This window comes from Streptomyces axinellae (assembly GCF_039532135.1).
GTDB lineage: Bacteria > Actinomycetota > Actinomycetes > Streptomycetales > Streptomycetaceae > Streptomyces > Streptomyces axinellae.
Genome location: NZ_BAAARJ010000006.1, coordinates 107,540 through 123,695 on the forward strand (window position 1 = coordinate 107,540; position 16,156 = coordinate 123,695).

Sequence of the window (16,156 nt, forward strand, 5' to 3'; positions counted from 1 at the left end):
TGAGAAGGGCGTTTTCCGATAATTGAGCGTCGTGAGGTGGAGTCTTTGCCGTGCTATGCATGGGCGTTACCGATGAATATGCCTTACGGGCATTCGTACGAAGGTGCTCACAACCCCGATTTCATGGCCGGTCGGCGCCGTTGTGAATTGGCCGGTAAACAGATAAAGCCCCCGCCGTGAACTCGGCATTACCGCCGCATGGCAAGAAGATCCGGAGCTGCGCCCAGGTCTCGCCCCGAAGGGGTGCGCCCTCGTCGCGGCGGCGCACGGGCTCCCGAAGTGCGCCTCTCCCCGGCTCTTCGGGGGCCACTTCTCGGCCAGGGCACCCGAATGGCACAAAGCGGACATCGCGGAGACGATGGGTCGGGAGGAAGAAAAGATTCACGCCAACAGGAGGCTCGTGATGACCACGGCAGCCGACATCATGCACCCCGACGCCCAGTGGGTGCCCGCCACCGAATCCCTGGACCGGGTCGCCCAGCGCATGCGGGATCTGGGCGTGGGCGCCATGCCCGTCAGCGACCCCGGCGACAACGAGCGCATGTGCGGCATCATCACCGACCGTGACATCGTGGTCGGCTGCATCGCCGCCGGGCACGACCCCTCACACGTCACGGCCGGAGACATGTGCCAGGGCACCCCGCGCTGGATCCGCTCCGATGCCGACGTGGACGACGTACTGCGGGAGATGGAGGGCAACCAGATCCGCCGGCTGCCCGTCATCAACCAGGACAAGCGCCTCGTCGGCGTGATCAGCGAGGCCGACCTGGCCCACCACCTGAGCGACGCTCAGCTGGCGCAGTTCGTCGGACGCGTCTACGCCTGACCGCCCCGGCGGTGCCGGACCCGGCCTGACCGCCCCGGCGGTGCCGGACCCGGCCTGACCGCCCCGGCGGTGCCGGACCGGCTCGCGGTCCGGACCGGCTCGCGGTCCGGACCGGCTCGCAGTCCGGACCGCCCGGCGGGCCGGGCCGGGGCCCACCGCGGCGGGCCCTCAGCCGTCCAGCCAGTCGCCGCCGACCGCGGTCGGCGCGAAGCCCTGGCCGTTCCACAGGAAGTGCGGATGGGCGCAGCCGAACATGTAGGCGAGCAGGGCCGTGTCCTCCTTCCACGTCGGCGGCCGGTGCAGCGCGTGGAACAGATCGGCGCCCACCTCTCCGGAGTCCACCTGGACCTCGCGCGCCGCCGCGCCGCCCGCGAGGGAGGCGAGGACGCCCGCCACATAGGTGCGGCGCACTATCTCCCAGACCGTATCGACGTCGCCGCGCCACTCCCCGTGCAGGGCCTCGAAGGCGGCGAGTTCGCGGTCGAACAGCCGCCACGCTGCCGGGTGTTGGGCGCGGCAGCGCGCGGAGAGCAGCGCCGCGCGTGGGCCCAGAGCCGCCACGGTGGGGGCGGGCCCGGTGCGCAGCGCCACACCGCCGGTCAGCAGACCGGCGCAGGCGTTGGGCTCGATGCCGCACAGCAGACAGCCCTCCCGCGGGAGCAGCCCGTTGGTGATCCCGTCGAACCACAGGGCGTGCCGCCCGGTCAGCCCCTCCCACACGATCGTGGTGCCCATCAACCAGGTGTTCCACCGCGCCCCATGGGCCTCTGGCATGCACCCGTACTTGATCAGCGCGAGGACGCACGCGCCGTACAGCGCCTTGTCGTGCGTGGGCATGGAACTGAGCCAGAAGTTGCTGATCTCCCCGGTGACCGCGTCGGCGCGCACGTCCGTCATGTCGTTGAGCACGCGGCACAGCACCAGCGCGGCCAGGTGCTCCTCATCCCAGAGTTCCGCGTCGGGGGAGACGTGCCAGAACAGGCAGTCCATCAGCTGGAGCAGGGTGTAGGCGGGCTTGTCCAGTGGTGTGGACTGGGGGAGGACGGCGCTGCCGGCCACATGCCGCTTGATCCGGAACTCATCGACGGACCGCTTGTGGGCGGCGTAGAGGCCGCAGATCAGGGCGCGCGCGCCGTTGGTCGTAGGGTCCTGGGCGAGGCGCTGTTCGATGACCCGGGCGGTCGCGGACACCTCGATGGCCGCTTCGACGCGCTTGTACTCGTGGAGCACCAGGATGTCGTCCTCGTGCCGGAGCCGGAGGCCCAGATCCCGCTCGGCGTCGTTCATCTTCCTCGTCCACACCCAGCCGCCGGTCAGCACGCTGCCCAGCTCTTTCCGGTAGGGCCAGGTCGTGACCGAGAGCGGACGCCCGTCGCTCCTGCGCCAGTCGTAGTCCGCCAGCGCGCGGGTGAGCGGCTTGGGCAGGTGGGCACAGAGCGCACAGGCGCACGAGTCGTCGCAGCCCGGCGGATCGGCTGCCTCCGCCCGCTCACGCCAGGCGCCCTCCAGCAGCACACACGAGAGCCGGCACAGGGCGGCACTGGTTTCCACGCCGGGAAATGCGTCGGTTACGAGAGCGAGGCACTCATCCAGCCTGCGTAGGCGCTCCACACCGTACTCGTCGGGTGCGGGGAATTCCCTGGGCGTGTGGGTCAGCGCGCCCGGTGCCCGGAATACCGTGCTGCCGCCGTGCGGCTCTTCCCGGGAGGCCGCCGCCCCGTGCCATCGCGCGACCCCGGAATACTCCCGCTGGATGTCATCTTCGGTGCGGCTCCTGACATTTGCGATGACCACCCTTGCCAGTTCTCCGCTGGCCCCGTTTCGACCCATCGGTGTTTCCTCCTGCTCGTGGGGACGCTCACGCAGTGCTGATTGTGCGACGGTCGTGCGCGGCGCGGCAGGGCGTTCGGTGGATTCGCGCTCCTTCCGGAACGAGGGGGAATACCGGGTGGACTTGTCGGCCGGCGATCTGTCGGCCCAGGCCGCCACGGCGGAAGGGGCCGCCACCGCCGCCGTCTGCGAGCGCGCGGCCCGGCAGGTGGACGCGGCCCGCGGCGGATGCCCTCGGTGCCGGAGGCAGTGTCCCGCACAATCGGCGGGCGGGACCGGGTCACGTAGGTGCTATGTGTCGCGCGCATGTGACTGATCAGAAACGATCCAAATCGATCGCAAAAACGATGTATTCGTAAAATTATTGCTTGGGAGTGCCGCCAGGGCGACAAGACGAAGCGTCATTGGCACATGCCATCGGTATCCCCCCTTGTAAGGCGAGGCGCGAGCCGGACGCGATCCGGTGTGCTCGCGGGCGCGGCCCGGCGCGTGAGTGTGCGGCGCGTGCTTCCCCTCCATTCCCTCGGTGCGCCCGGCTCGGTGCGCCGGAGTGCGGCCCTCCGTGCACCCCGGACATTCCGTGTGAACGCTGTACCGCAGGGGGGCGGAAAGCCGTATGTGCCGCTCTCGAACGGAAATTCGAGGCGTATGGCAGAACACGGCATCTCCTGCGAGGTGGCCCTTCTCCTCGCTAAGCTCCTCGACTCCCGGCCCGTTGACGCACTCGCAGTGAGCCGGGACCTGCCATGCCCGGCTTCACGTCCCACGAGGTGTGCACCGCTTCACCTCCCGCGGCGTGTTCACCGGTCTCCGCGCCCCCGGAAAGAGAAATCGAAATCCCACGGACCCCACGGGAAACGACGAACCAAGAAGCACCGGCAGGTCATTCGGTGAGTGTCGCCGCCATGCACGGCACAGATATGCCGGGCACGGCACGCGCAGGGCACACCAACGGCACCGGCCGTGCGACGAGTGCACTTCCGTCCGCCCCGCTTGAGCAATTGGTTGAGGATCCCGATGGAACTTGCCACCACCCCACCTGCGGCCCGGCTGCCAGCTGCCTGGTACGCGTGGTGGTCACTGCCCGTAGCTATATGTGCGGCCACGGCCGTGGCGATCGCCGTGGGAACAGGCCCGGCCCGGCCCGCCGTGCTCATCGCCGGAGCACTGGCCACAGCCGCCGCGGCCGTCTGCGTCGAGCGCCTGCTGACCTGCGAACGCCGCGCCCGCCAAGCCGCCGTGGCACAACAGGCAGCCGCCGTCGAACTCCAGGAACACACCGAGTCCGACAAGGAGGACCTGGAGCGCTGGCTGGCCTCCCTGCAGGAGAAGCACGCGGCCGAACTCTCCACGCTCTACTCCCGCCTGGCCGAGGTGACCGAGCTGCACCAGGTGCAACTGATCCGGCTGGCCGACCATTTCCTGCCGCGAGCGGTCGAGGCCGTACTCCAGGGCGCGGTGATCGACGACGCGCTGCGGCCACTGGCCAACGACCCCGATGTGCCGGAGGAGTTCCGCGCCCCGTTCCGGAAGGTCGCGCGCTCCTGTCTGCTCTCCGTCGAGGAGGAGTTCGACAAGAGCAGCTCCGCCCGTAACTCGGTCATCAGCATCGGCAGCCGGCTACAGGTCCACACGAACAAGATCCGCGCCATGCTCCACGAGATGCAGGGCGTCCACTACGGCATCCCGGCCGTCGCCCGGGACCTCATGGACCTGGACCAGGAGATCGGCCCGGCCGACTGCCTGGCCGCCAGCATCGTCGTACTGGGCGGCGCCGACCGTCCCGGCAGGCAGTGGCAGACCCCACAGCCACTGCTCAGCGTGGTCCGGGGCGGTATCGGGCGCATCAAGGAGTTCAAGCGCGTACAGGTGCGCCGCCTGCCCGAACTCGGCGTGGACGGCGCCCTCGTCGATCACCTCACGCTGATCTTCGCGCACCTCATGGACAACGCCGCGCGGTACTCGCCCCCCGCCGAACAGATCATCGTCTCCGGCCGGGAGGTGCCCAACGGGCTGGGCATCGAGATCCAGGACGCCGGCACCGGGCTCAGGGCGGAGAAGCGGCGCCGCGCGATGCGGCTGCTGGAAGGGGTCTCCGTCGGCGCCGGGCCGGGCGGGCTGGCGGAGGACGCGCAGCTGGGCCTGCGCGTGGTGGGCAACCTCGCCCGCAAGCACGGCATCACCGTCACCTTCGACGACTCGCCGTGGCTGGGCACCGCGGTGGTCGTGGTGGTGCCCCACAAGTTCTTCAAGCCCCTCGACAAGCGCCCGTACTCGGAGTCGGCCGCCGGACGCCCCATCGGCACCCGGCGCCGGGCCGAGCCCGTGCCGGCCATGCCCGCCCCCCCGCCGCACGGCCCGGTGGCGGCGGCCGAGCCCTACGCCATGGACGAGGACGGACCCATCACCGGCCCCACCACCCCGAACGGACTGCCCAAGCGGAGCCGGCACGCCCGGGAGGTACCGGGCCCACGGCACGCCCTGGGCCCCGCCACCGAAGGGGCGGACACCTCAAGCGTGCCGCCGGAGGAGTCGTTCGCCGGGCTGGCCGCCTTCGTGACCAGCGGCAGCCCGGCCGACGGGCCCGAGCCGCACGACCGCCCCGATGAGCGACGAGAGAGTGACTAGCCACATGACGCAGCATCAGACCGACCTGAGCTGGGCGCTTCGCGAACTGGCGGAGAGCATCCCGGAGATCCGCTTCGCCCTGGTGGCCTCCTCCGACGGAAAGGCCATCACCTCCTACGGCGCCGACCCGGATGACGCCGATCGGTTCGCGGCCATCGTCGCCGGACTCCAGTCCCTGGCCCAGCCCGTCGCCGAGCAGTTCCCCAAGGGGAAGGGCAGGCTGCGGCTCGCCGGGATCGAGGTCGATGGCGGGCACCTGTTCGTCGTCCGCGCCGGGAACGAGACCTACCTCGGCGTGCTGGCCGTCACCGGGCTCGACCAAGGGCTGCTGGGGCACCAGATGAGGGACTGCGCCCGCAGGATGGGCGACCTCCTCGGCACCGTTCCGCGACAGGAGCAGCCTGGATGAGCGGACCACAGCGGGGCTCGGTGCCCGCCGGGCTGGAGCGCTACTACGTCGTCACGGGTGGCCGCAGCGCGCCCACCGCGGGAGCGTCCACGCTCGATGTGGCCACCCTCATCGTGGCCCGCTCCACGCCGGCCCCGGGGACCCAGCCCGAGCAGGACGCCATCCTCCGGTGGACCCGCGACCCGCTGTCCGTGGCCGAACTGGGCGCGCACCTCGGGCTGCCCTTCAACATTCTCTCGGTGCTGTTGGCCGACCTGCTCAGAACAGGCCGGGCGGAAGCCCGTGACCCCATCGCAGGGACGGGCGACCGCGGCCCCGACCTCGCGCTTCTCGAGGAGGTACTCAGTGGACTTCAACGGCTTTGACCAGCCGGCGTTCCCGCAACGGGCGGAGGCGCTGCACGCGGGCAGCCGGTCGGTCAAAGTGATGGTCGCCGGCGGATTCGGCACCGGAAAGACGACCATGGTCGGCTCGGTCAGCGAAATCGTGCCGCTCACCACCGAGGAGACCCTCACCCAGGCCACCGTCGGCGTCGATGACCTGGTCGGCGTCGCGGACAAGAAGAGCACCACCGTTAGCCTCGACTTCGGCCGGATCAGCCTCAACGAGCAACTGGTGCTGTACCTGTTCGGCACCCCGGGGCAAGAGCGGTTCTGGTTCCTGTGGAACGGCCTGTGCAAGGGCGCACTCGGCGCGGTCGTCCTGGTGGACACCCGGCGGCTGCGCTCCAGCTTCCGGGCCATCGAGGAGATGGAGCGGCTGGATGTGCCGTTCGTCATCGCCCTCAACGTCTTCCCCGACGCCCGGGGCCACCCCGTCGAGGAGGTGCGGGAGGCGCTGGCCATCTCACCCCGCACGCCGATCGTCACCTGCGACGCACGCGACCGGGTATCGAGCCGCGATGTGCTGATCGCGCTCATCCACCACATCAAGGAACGGTCCGTTGCCGCATTGGAGTCCCGATGAACCCCCAGTCCTCCGACAGCCCGCACCCCGAGGTGCCGCAACCGCCCGCGGGCGGGGGCTGTCCCATGCGGCACACCGGTGCCACGACGCGGCTTTACGCACCGGAGTCCACGGCCGACGTGTACGGGACCTACTCCCGGCTGCGCAAACAGTACGGGCCGGTGGCGCCGGTACTGCTGGAGGGCGACGTGCCCGCCTGGCTGGTGCTGGGCTACCGGGAGAACCGGAGGGTGCTGGACAACCCCGGCCAGTTCAGCCGGGATTCGCGCATCTGGCGGGACTGGCGGGAAGGACGGGTCGAGGACACCTCACCCCTCATCCCGATGCTGGGCTGGCGGCCCGACTGTCTCTCCCAGGACGGTGAGCCCCACCTGCGGCTGCGGCGCGCGGTGACCGACAGCATGGAGACGGTGGCCAGCCGGGGGATACGCCGCCATGTCATCCACTTCGCCCACCGCCAGATCGACGCCTTCGAGGACCAGGGGCGGGCCGACCTGGTCCGCCAGTACAGCGAACACCTGCCGATGTTCGTCCTCACCCGGCTCTTCGGCCTGCCCGAGACGGACGGCGGGCAACTGGTGGAATCCTGCGCCCACGTGATGAAGGGCGGCGAGGAGGCCATCGCGCACAACGAGCGGATCGGGCGGGTCCTCGCCGACCTCACCTCCCACAAGCGCGCCGAACCCGGCCCGGACTTCACCACCGGGCTGATCGGGCACCCGGCGGACCTCGACGACGACGAGGTCCAAAACCACCTGCGGCTGGTGCTCATCGCGGCCCACACCACCACCAGCAACCTCCTGGCACGGGTGCTCCAGAAGATCCTCAGCAGCGGCACCCACCTCGCCGATCTGGTGAGCGGACAGATGACGATCACCGCGTTCGTCGAAGAAGCGATGTGGAACTCCCCGCCGCTGGCCGTGCTCCCCGGCCGGTTCGCCACCGCCGACTGCGAACTGGGCGGCCAGCACCTCCAGGCCGGGGACCTGCTCATCCTCGGTCTGGCCCCGGGGAACCTGGACCCGGAGGTCCGCCCCCACCCGGGTACGGCGGTCAGCGGCAACCAGGCGCACCTGGCGTTCAGCAGCGGCCCGCACGAGTGCCCGGGACAGGGTGTCGGCCAGGCCATCATCGAGACCGCCGTGGAGGTCCTGATCCACCGTCTCCCCGGCCTCCGCCTGCTGGCCGACCCCGCCCAGCTCACGGACACGGCCTCCACCTGGGAGACGCGCCTGGACCACCTCCCGGTCAGCTTCTAGGTCTGCCGGGCGGATCTTCCTGATCGTCCTCTTTCCCGGTGCCGGGCAGAGGCTGCCCCTGTCCGTGCGGCGCACCTGTGCGCCGCCGGCCGGGTGCGCGGGGCGGCTCAGGTGCGCAGGGTGAGTGAGGGGGCGTGCCCGTAGCGGCGGCGGTACCAGTTCGCGAACCGGCCCAGGTTGGAGAAGCCCCAGCGGAAGGCGATCTCCGCCACCGTCACCGGCCCGTCGGCGTCGGCCGCCACCAGGTCGTGATGGGCACGCTCCAGTCGGACCTCGCGCAAATAGGCCAGCGGCGTCCGGCCCACATACCGCTGGAACGCCTCTTGCAGTGCGCGGGGGCTGCACCGGGCCGCGACGGCCAGGTCGGAGAGGGTCAGCGGCTGGTCGCTGCGCTCCTCGATGAGCTGGATGGCCCTGCGCACGGCGGGGTGTGCCACGTTCCCGGCGTACCGCACCGGTTCTGAGCCCTGCACCAGCCGGTGGGTGGCCATCAGCGTCGCGGCGGCCGTCTGGGCGAGCTGCGAGGCGACCAGGGGGCTGGTGCGGGCGACTCCGCCGGACATCACCTCGCGGTGGATCGTCGCCGAGATCCCCGCCCAGCTCTCGGCCGCCGCCTGGGAGATGGTGCCGCCGAGCGCGAACATCGCCCGCGCCGGCTCCTCCCGGCCCAGCGCGTCACCCGCGGCCCGCTCGGCGAGATCGCGGGCCAGCCTGATCGTCGTCACCCTGGTACCGGGCGCCCAGTAGACCCGCAGCCGCTGGTGCGGGTCCATGACGTAGGTCTGGCCCGGAGCGACGAACTGTTCCTCACGGCGCTCGGCGGACTCCAGCCTGATCCTGCCCTGGTGGACCTGGCAGACCAGCAGATACGAGGTGAGCGGCTCGGGCGCGACCAGCGTCTCCGTGCCGTAGCCCAGTGCGGAGAGGGTGATGCCGGGGAAGCCGCCCTCGGCGTACCACGCGGAGAAGTCCTGGGGTCTTTCCAGGGCACGCAGCTCGTACGGGCTGTACGCGGTGCTGATCATCTCGCGCGTCTCGTCGAGATCATCGCTGCGGACCAGCATCCGCATCCGGCTGTCGTCCGCAGCGGGCGTGTTCATCAGAGCCGTCCTCACTCACCGTCGCGTAATCCGGCCAGGGGCCGCGTTCTGCGGCTAGCCTGCCCTTTCAGCAGTGAGTAACGTTCTGAATCCCAGGAGTCAAACACCGTTCGGGGCCGTGGACTTCACACGGTCGAGTATCGGCCATTCTCCTGGAGCCGTACCGCGCATGGGGGTCGGGGGACCCCAGCGCCGTACGGCAGGGCCCCGAGTCGGCATTCCCGGCTCGGGGCCCTGCTGGTATGTGCGGCCTGGTGTGTGCGGCCGGGTGCGTGAGACTGGTGTGTACGGCCTGGTATGAGCCGCTCGGTGCGCGCGGACTGGTATATGCGGGCCGGTACGGGCGCACCCGGGTGTGCCGCCCAAGTTGGGATCAGTCCGCGGCCGAAGCGGGCGCCCCGGCAGGCGGCGCGAAGCGCCGCAGTACCGACCACAGCAGCGCGTTGAACTCCGCGGGCTGTTCCACGTGCGGCATGTGTCCCGACTCCTCCAGGATGTGCGCCTCGCCGCGCGGAGCCAGCTCCGCGAGCGTCTCGGACACCTCCATGGGAATCTCCGCGTCCAGCTCTCCGTGGACGAAGACAGCGGGCACGGTGAGTTCCCCGATGGTGGCGCGCGGGTTGTGGTGTACCGCGTCGGTGAGCAACTGGTCGATGGATTCCGAGGACTCCAGGATCTGCCGGGTCGTCCACGTCAGCAGTGCCGGGTCGGCCAGCGGGCCGTACCAGTCCACGACCCACTGCTTGACGGCCGCTGCCCGGTCGGTGCTCAAAGCCTGCCGCAGCAAGGCGAGCTGCTCCGCCTTCCGCTCCGCCGGCCAGTACCCGGGCCCGTCCACGGCGACCACCGCACGGACGGACGAGGGCGCCCGGCAGGCCGCTTCGAGCACTATCGCCGCCCCGGCCGAACAGCCGACGAGCACAGGGAGTTCCAGCTTGAGCGCGGTCGCCAGCGCGAGGATGTCCTCCGCGTTGTCCGCGATCGTGTTGCTCTCCGGCCGCCCCGAGCGCCCGCAGCCGCGCCAGTCGGGCGTGATGACCCGGTAGTCGCCGGCGAACTCCTCCCGCTGCGCGTTCCACACCGAACCGCAGGTGCCCCAGCCGTGCAGCAGGATCAGTGGCTGCCCGGATCCGTGATCCTCGTAGAACAACTCGACGCCGTTGACATGCGCGTAGGGCACTGATCCTCCTTGCGGTGCGGCACAGAGCACCGGGATGAGACAGGTACAAGCAGGGCCCCGAGCCGAAATGCGACTCGGGGCCTGCCGCACGGCGCCGGAATCCCCCGAGCCCCGGCCACGTGACAGCCCCAGAACCGAACGCGGTTGCCCTGCACAAACCCCCGCCCGGTGAGAACTCGGCGGCCTGGCACGGCGTTCGGCGCCTGGGATTCAGGACGGTACTCACGGCGCGCGGGGCGGGCTAGCCGCAGTGCGCGGGCTCTGGCCGGATAACGCGCCCGCGCGTGCGATACGGGGGCGGAGCCGGAGCGCGAGCCGGAATCGGCGCCGGCGCGATCGGCATAGGGGAATCGGCATGGGAGGAATCGGCGCCGGGCCGTCAGGGCCGGGGGCCCGCGTTGCCGAGACCCCGGCTCAGGGCGCGGACGCACAGGCCGATGAACAGCGCGTTCACCAAAGCGCCGAGGACGACGGCGAGGACGAGCATGGACATGTGGTCCGGCAGCACGAACACCACCAGGCTCAACGGCGCGGTGGCGATCAGTGGCACCACCCCGGCAAGAGAGGCGTCGGGGCTGTCGCTGGAGCTTGCCACCACGGCCCAGATGAGCAGGGCCGCGCACGCGGCGAGGTAGACGCGGGCGAGGACGGTGCGCAGGGCGCCGCGCACGGCGCGCGGGACGGGGCGGGGGGACCGGTCGGTCATGGCGGTGTGCTGCTCCTTGTGGGCGGTGCGGGTGTACACGGGTCGGCGCTTGTCTCGGGTGACGGGCCGGCCGGACCGCCGGGCGGCAGCGTCCGGGCAGGGCGCGTCGCCCGTACGGCGCGCCGGCGCAGGCGGGAAGAAGGGGAGGGGCAGGGCGCGCAGGTGGCGGCGGGTGCCGGGGATACGCGGCGACGCGGGCCGGGCCGGGGCGGGGCGGTGGCCGGGGTCAGGTGTGCGTTCCCGGGTTCGCGCGGGCGAGGCCCAGGTCGTACGCGAGGATCGTCGCCTGCACCCGGTCGCGCAGCTCCAGTTTGCGCAGCAGCCCGTTCACATGGGACTTGACGGTGCCGACGGTGATGTCGAGTTCGGCGGCGATCTCCGCGTTGTTCAGTCCCGAGGCGACCAGGGTGAGGACGAAGCGTTCGCGCCCGGTGAGCCGGTCCAGCGCCCCTGTATCCCGGGCGGGCGCCGGCTCGTCGGGCGCTGCCGCGGCGTAGTGGCCGATCAGCCGGCGGGTCGCGGACGGCGCGAGGACGCTCTCACCGGCGGCCACGACCCGGATGCCGTGCAGGAGTTCGGCCGCCTGCACGTCCTTGAGCAGGAACCCGGAAGCGCCCGCGCGCAGCGCGTCGAACACGTAGGCGTCGAGGTCGAAGGTGGTCAGTACCAGGACGCGCGGCGGGTTGTCGCGGCCGGTGAGGATCCGGGTGGCGGCGATCCCGTCGAGGCCGGGCATCCGGATGTCCATGACGACCACATCGGGGGCGAGCTGTTCCGCGAGGCTCACCGCCGAGGCGCCGTCGCCCGCCTCCCCGACGACCGTCATGTCCGGCTCGGCGTCGATGACGGCGGCGAAGCCCGCCCGGACGACGATCTGGTCGTCGACCACCAGCACCGAGAGTGTCATCGCGTTCCCTCCTGGTCTCCGATGCCTGGGGCTGGGGCTGGGGCCGGGGCCGGAGCCCCGTCGTCCGGAACAGTGGTCAGGGGCAGCCGCAGCAGCACCGTGCCGGGCTGCTCGGTGGACAGGGTGCCGCCGAGCGCGGCGGCCCGCGCCGCCAGCCGCTCCCGGGCGGCGGGGCGGATGGCGCGGGAGACGCCGGTCGCGGTGAGGGTCAGTATCCGGTCCTCGGCGTCGAGCACGAGCACGGCGGGGTCCTCCCCACCGGCCTCCAGCACCGTCTCGGCGGCCCGGTAGGCGGCGAGGTCCGTCTCCGGCGGGAGCCGCTCCGGTACCCGCTCGGTGAGCCGCACCTCCACCTGGCGGCCGGTGGCCCGGCACTGGTGGGCGAGCAGGTCGAGGGCCTGGAGCGTGGGCTGGGGCCGGAGTTCGGCGTGCTGCTCGCCCTCCCGGACCGTCTCCAGCAGGGTCCGCATGGCGGCCAGCGCCTCGCGGGCCCGCTCGGCGGTCCGCGCGAGCCGCCCCGCCTCCGCGTCCTCGACGAGCTGGGCGGTACGGGCCAGGACGGTGGTCTCCAGCCCGGAGGTGATGCGGCGGCGTTCGGCCCACGCCTCCCGGACGGCCTCCTCCGTCCAGGCCGCCACCCGGCCGTCGTGCGCGTCCTCGGCGCTGCGCCGGCGCCTCCCGTACCGGGCGCCGCACCACCAGGCGGCGGCGGTCGCCGAAGCGGCCACGGCGACGGCGATCCCGGCGACCGCCCAGGCGGGCGCGGCGGCATCACGGGCGTGTACGGCGACCGCCACCGCCGCCGCGTGGACGAGAGCGGCCACCGCGGGCAGCGCGCAGCGGCACACGGCCACGCCCCGGCCCTGGACGAAGGCCGCGTCCCGGGCCCGGAGGGAAGGGGCGCCGTCCTGGTGGGCGCGGGCCGCGACCGTGGCGAGCGCGACGCACGTCACGAGCATGCTCAGGCCGGGCGGCAGGAGCACCGGGCCCGCGTACGCGCTCGCGGACATGGCCGCCGGCCACAGCGCGGCGAGCGCGAGCAGTACGCCCAGCGCGCTGCGCGGGGCCCGGCGCAGCCACAGCAGGGCGAGCGCCTGCGCCGTGGCGAGCAGCGTGAACAGCGCCCCGGCGGAGACCCCGGGCCCGGCCGGGGCCGACCGGTCGTGGATGACGAGGAACGGCAGCAGCGGCTGGAAGCACAGGCCCGCGGCGGCGGCGAACTGCGCGAGGCGGTAGCCGCGGGGCACGGAAGCGGAGGGCGGGGCGGCGGTCCGACCGGGCAGTGCCGCGCGCACCTCCCAGCCGCCGTCCGGCGTCGGTCCGCTGGTGAGCGTGCCGCCCGCCTCCCGGGCCCGGCCGCGCAGCAGGCTTTGGCCGCGCCCGCCGCCGAGGCCCGCCGCGCGCGGCGCGCCGCCCTCGGCCATATCCGGGGGCGGGGGCCCGTTGCGCACCACGATCTCCGTCCCCGTGTCCTCGCAGACGCGGCGCACGGTGGCGGGGGCGCCGGAGGCGTGGCGGACGATGTTGGTCAGCGCCTCGCGGACGATCCCGTACGCGGCATCTCCCACGGAGCCCTCGGGCAGGGCCTGGATGTCGCAGGTCACCGGCTGCCCGAGCGCCCGGAAGCCGGCCACCAGCTCCCGCAGCCGCTCCTCCGGCGCCGGCCGGCCTTCCGGAGAGGGTGCCGGGGCGCGGACGGCGCCCAGCGCGCGGGTCACCTCGCGCCCGGTCCCGGCGGCGAACTCCAGCGCCTGTCCGGTCAGTTCGGGACGGCGCTCGCGCAGCCCCAGCGCCGCCTCGACCGTCACGACCACCGCCGTCAGATGGTGGGCGCTCACGTCGTGCAGCTCCCGCTCCATCCGGCGCCGCTCGGCCGCGGGGAGCCGGTGGCGCTCGGCCTCCGCCCGGTTCAGCCGCCGCTGGGCGGCCTGCTGGGCGGCCCGCAGCCGCCGCGCCCGCAGCCCCGCGCCCGTGGCAGCCGCGTAGAGCAGGGCGGTCAGGACGAGATCGAGGCCCTGGCTGTCACCGAGTCCGTGCAGGCTGACCCCGTGCAGGGCCTGCCAGGCGGCGAGCGTCAGCACGCACAGCAGCGCCGTGGTGGTGTCCCGCTCGACGGCCACCGTGAACAGCGCCAGGGCGGCCCCGGCGCTGCCGAGCACCGCCACGGCGCCCGCGGGCAGCGGCCCGGCCCCGACCGCGCAGACGGCGGCGACCAGCACGAGGACGGGCACCGGGCGGGTGCGCCGTACCGCGAGCGCCGCGGTCACCAGGCCGCCCACCAGAGCGGTCGCGAGCAGTTCCGCGGCCGTCGGGGCGGCGGTGCCGCGCACCAGCGCGAACCCGGGCCACACCACGGCCTGGGCGCCGAGCAGCAGGACCGGGAGGAACCGGTCGTCGTGTCGTTCCATGATGCGTCCCAGGCTATGGCGGCAACCGGAAGGCGGGCATCGGGCGGAAGGGCGATCAGTCCCTCCAACCAGCGATAGAGACACCCGCCCGCCCGCCTGCTGTCGCTGCCGCTGCCGAGACGGACCCGCGCATTCCGGCAGCCGGGCCTGGTGCCGTTGCCGCGCACCGACCCTGGGGGCGGGCGGGTGTGCCGGGGCGCGCGGCCTTCCTTGATTCCCTCGGTTTCAGAACCGTTCAGCCCGCGCTTCCGTATACGTGGACAATCCCTTGCGCACCGACCGCGGGGGCCATGGTGCGGTCGGGCTCACGGGGCGACCCAAGCGCTGATTGATGGAGGTTTTGTGCGCAATCGAACCAGAGGTGCGGTGGCAGTGGCAGCGGGTGCCGCCGTGGTCGCGGCGGTGGCTGCTGGAGCCAGTGCCGTCGGGACCGACGGCGACGGACCTGACCAGTCCTCTGCCAAGGCCGCCAACGCAGCCAACGCAGCCAACGCAGCCAAGGGCCCCAACGCGGGGAAGACCGCGGGTGACATCGACGGGGACGGCTACGCCGACCTCGGCGTGGGCGCGCCGGACGGGACCGTCTCCGGCAAGTCCAAGGCGGGCTACGTGGGCGTGACCTACGGCGCCAAGAGCGGTGTGGACACCGGCCGGCACTCCACACTGTCCCAGGCCGGCAAGGGAGTCCCCGGCACCCCCGAGGCCGGGGACCACTTCGGCTCCGCCGTGGTGCGCGGCGATGTGGACGGCGACGGCTACACCGACCTCGTCGTCGCCGCGAACTACGAGGCCATCGGCAAGGCCAAGCGGGCCGGCAGCGTCACCGTCGTCTTCGGCTCCAAGGACGGCCTCTCCAGCGACGCCATCGCCTTCCACTCGCCGAAGGCCACCGCCTACGCGCAGTTCGGCGACCAGCTGGCCGTGGGTGACTACAACCACGACGGCCGTGACGACATCGCCATCTCCGACCAGGGCAAGGTCCAGGTCGTCAACGGTGCCGCGAACCTGCGGGACACCGCCACCCCGAAGATGACCACCGTCGCCCCGCCCGGCACCGAGGGGGACCTGGACTCCCTCTCCTCCGGGGACATCAACGGGGACGGCTTCAGCGACCTGGTCACCGTCGGCTGGCAGGACGACGGCGCCGACGAGGGCACGCTCGGCGTGCTGCCCGGCTCGTCCACGGGCCTCAAGAGCAAGCCGCTGGGCAAGAACGTCATGCTGCCGTTCTCCTCCTACCGGGCCGTGGTGGGCGACATCAACGGCGACGGCAAGGACGACGTCGTCACCGACACCAGCTTCGAGGACGGTCCGGAGGACGCGCGGCTGCGCACGTTCCCGGGCACCGCCAAGGGGCTGGACACCGACAACCCGGTGATCTGGAAGGGCAAGAAGCAGGCCGGTATCGCCGCCCGGCTGAGCGACATCAACGGTGACGGCCACGACGATCTCGTCGTCAGCGACACCGGAGCCGAGACTTCCGACGGCTACAACGACGCCGGTGCCATCACGGTGCTCAAGGGCACCAAGAACTGGCTGACCGACGAGGGCGCGCAGACCTTCACCCTCGACAGCGAGGGCGTCCCCGGCTCCATGGAGGGCAACGACAAGTTCGGCGAGGCCGTCTCACCGGCCGACTACAACGGCGACGGCAAGTCCGACCTGGCCATCGGCGCCCCGAACCGCGCGAAGAACGGCGCCGTCGTCACGCTCTACGCGGGCGCCGACGGGCTGACCGGCAAGGGCTCGGCCCTCTTCGGCCCGAAGGACCTCGGCTCCCCGGAGACCGACGCCGCCTTCGGCCAGGAGCTGTCGAACTCCGCGACGAAGTAACGAAGCAGCGCGGTAACGCGGCCGTACGGCCCCAGGTCCCGCCGCCCGCACACGCGGGCGGCGGGACCTTTCGCCGGGGCCACGGGGCCACGACGGGGGCGACG

13 protein-coding genes are annotated in these 16,156 nt (G+C 72.2%); 7 read left to right on the forward strand and 6 right to left on the reverse strand.

Features of this window, described 5'->3' with window-relative positions:
* The first annotated feature begins 403 nt into the window (after window positions 1-403).
* Window positions 404-826, forward strand: a complete 423-nt coding sequence (locus tag ABD339_RS10670; protein ID WP_344564613.1) for a CBS domain-containing protein — start codon at window positions 404-406, stop codon at window positions 824-826.
* A gap of 168 nt (window positions 827-994) precedes the next feature.
* On the opposite strand, the gene ABD339_RS10675 is transcribed toward ABD339_RS10670, so the two are convergent.
* Complete coding sequence (locus tag ABD339_RS10675; RefSeq protein WP_344564615.1) at window positions 995-2,620, reverse strand: hypothetical protein; 1,626 nt, start codon at window positions 2,618-2,620, stop codon at window positions 995-997.
* A gap of 1,053 nt (window positions 2,621-3,673) precedes the next feature.
* On the opposite strand from ABD339_RS10675, the gene ABD339_RS10680 reads away from it, so the two are divergent.
* Genes ABD339_RS10680 through ABD339_RS10700 form a run of 5 tightly spaced genes read left to right on the forward strand, consistent with a single transcriptional unit; the run spans window position 3,674 to window position 7,918 of the window.
* The gene (locus ABD339_RS10680; RefSeq protein ID WP_344564617.1) at window positions 3,674-5,284 is read left to right on the forward strand and encodes a sensor histidine kinase; all 1,611 of its coding nucleotides are present in this window, start codon (window positions 3,674-3,676) and stop codon (window positions 5,282-5,284) included.
* Between the two features lie 4 nt (window positions 5,285-5,288).
* Window positions 5,289-5,693, forward strand: a complete 405-nt coding sequence (locus ABD339_RS10685; protein ID WP_344564619.1) for a roadblock/LC7 domain-containing protein — start codon at window positions 5,289-5,291, stop codon at window positions 5,691-5,693.
* The gene (locus tag ABD339_RS10690) at window positions 5,690-6,058 is read left to right on the forward strand and encodes a DUF742 domain-containing protein (protein WP_344564621.1); all 369 of its coding nucleotides are present in this window, start codon (window positions 5,690-5,692) and stop codon (window positions 6,056-6,058) included. The genes ABD339_RS10685 and ABD339_RS10690 overlap by 4 nt, the downstream gene beginning before the upstream one ends.
* Entirely contained in the window at window positions 6,039-6,659 is a 621-nt protein-coding gene (locus tag ABD339_RS10695) for a GTP-binding protein (RefSeq protein ID WP_344564623.1), read from the forward strand. The genes ABD339_RS10690 and ABD339_RS10695 overlap by 20 nt, the downstream gene beginning before the upstream one ends.
* Window positions 6,656-7,918 carry a cytochrome P450 gene (locus ABD339_RS10700; protein ID WP_344564625.1) on the forward strand — a complete coding sequence of 421 codons (1,263 nt, stop codon included), beginning with the start codon at window positions 6,656-6,658 and terminating at the stop codon, window positions 7,916-7,918. The genes ABD339_RS10695 and ABD339_RS10700 overlap by 4 nt, the downstream gene beginning before the upstream one ends.
* Window positions 7,919-8,025: 107 nt before the next feature.
* Here the strand turns inward: ABD339_RS10700 and ABD339_RS10705 are convergent, their stop codons facing one another.
* The 5 genes from ABD339_RS10705 to ABD339_RS10725 all read right to left on the reverse strand — a co-directional run bounded on the left by ABD339_RS10705 (window position 8,026) and on the right by ABD339_RS10725 (window position 14,219).
* Window positions 8,026-9,018 (reverse strand): AraC family transcriptional regulator, encoded by a 993-nt coding sequence (locus ABD339_RS10705; RefSeq protein WP_344564627.1) that lies wholly within the window; start codon window positions 9,016-9,018, stop codon window positions 8,026-8,028.
* A 373-nt stretch (window positions 9,019-9,391) separates the two neighbouring features.
* A complete protein-coding gene (locus tag ABD339_RS10710; protein WP_344564629.1) occupies window positions 9,392-10,198 on the reverse strand; it encodes an alpha/beta fold hydrolase in 807 nt (268 codons plus the stop codon).
* Between the two features lie 379 nt (window positions 10,199-10,577).
* Window positions 10,578-10,904 carry an SCO4225 family membrane protein gene (locus tag ABD339_RS10715; protein WP_344564631.1) on the reverse strand — a complete coding sequence of 109 codons (327 nt, stop codon included), beginning with the start codon at window positions 10,902-10,904 and terminating at the stop codon, window positions 10,578-10,580.
* 226 nt (window positions 10,905-11,130) lie between these two features.
* Window positions 11,131-11,811, reverse strand: a complete 681-nt coding sequence (locus tag ABD339_RS10720; RefSeq protein WP_344564632.1) for a response regulator — start codon at window positions 11,809-11,811, stop codon at window positions 11,131-11,133.
* The gene (locus tag ABD339_RS10725) at window positions 11,808-14,219 is read right to left on the reverse strand and encodes an ATP-binding protein (RefSeq protein ID WP_344564633.1); all 2,412 of its coding nucleotides are present in this window, start codon (window positions 14,217-14,219) and stop codon (window positions 11,808-11,810) included. The genes ABD339_RS10720 and ABD339_RS10725 overlap by 4 nt, the downstream gene beginning before the upstream one ends.
* Window positions 14,220-14,591: 372 nt before the next feature.
* Between ABD339_RS10725 and ABD339_RS10730 the strand changes: the two genes are divergently transcribed.
* Window positions 14,592-16,052 (forward strand): FG-GAP and VCBS repeat-containing protein, encoded by a 1,461-nt coding sequence (locus tag ABD339_RS10730; RefSeq protein WP_344564634.1) that lies wholly within the window; start codon window positions 14,592-14,594, stop codon window positions 16,050-16,052.
* Window positions 16,053-16,156 lie beyond the last annotated feature (104 nt).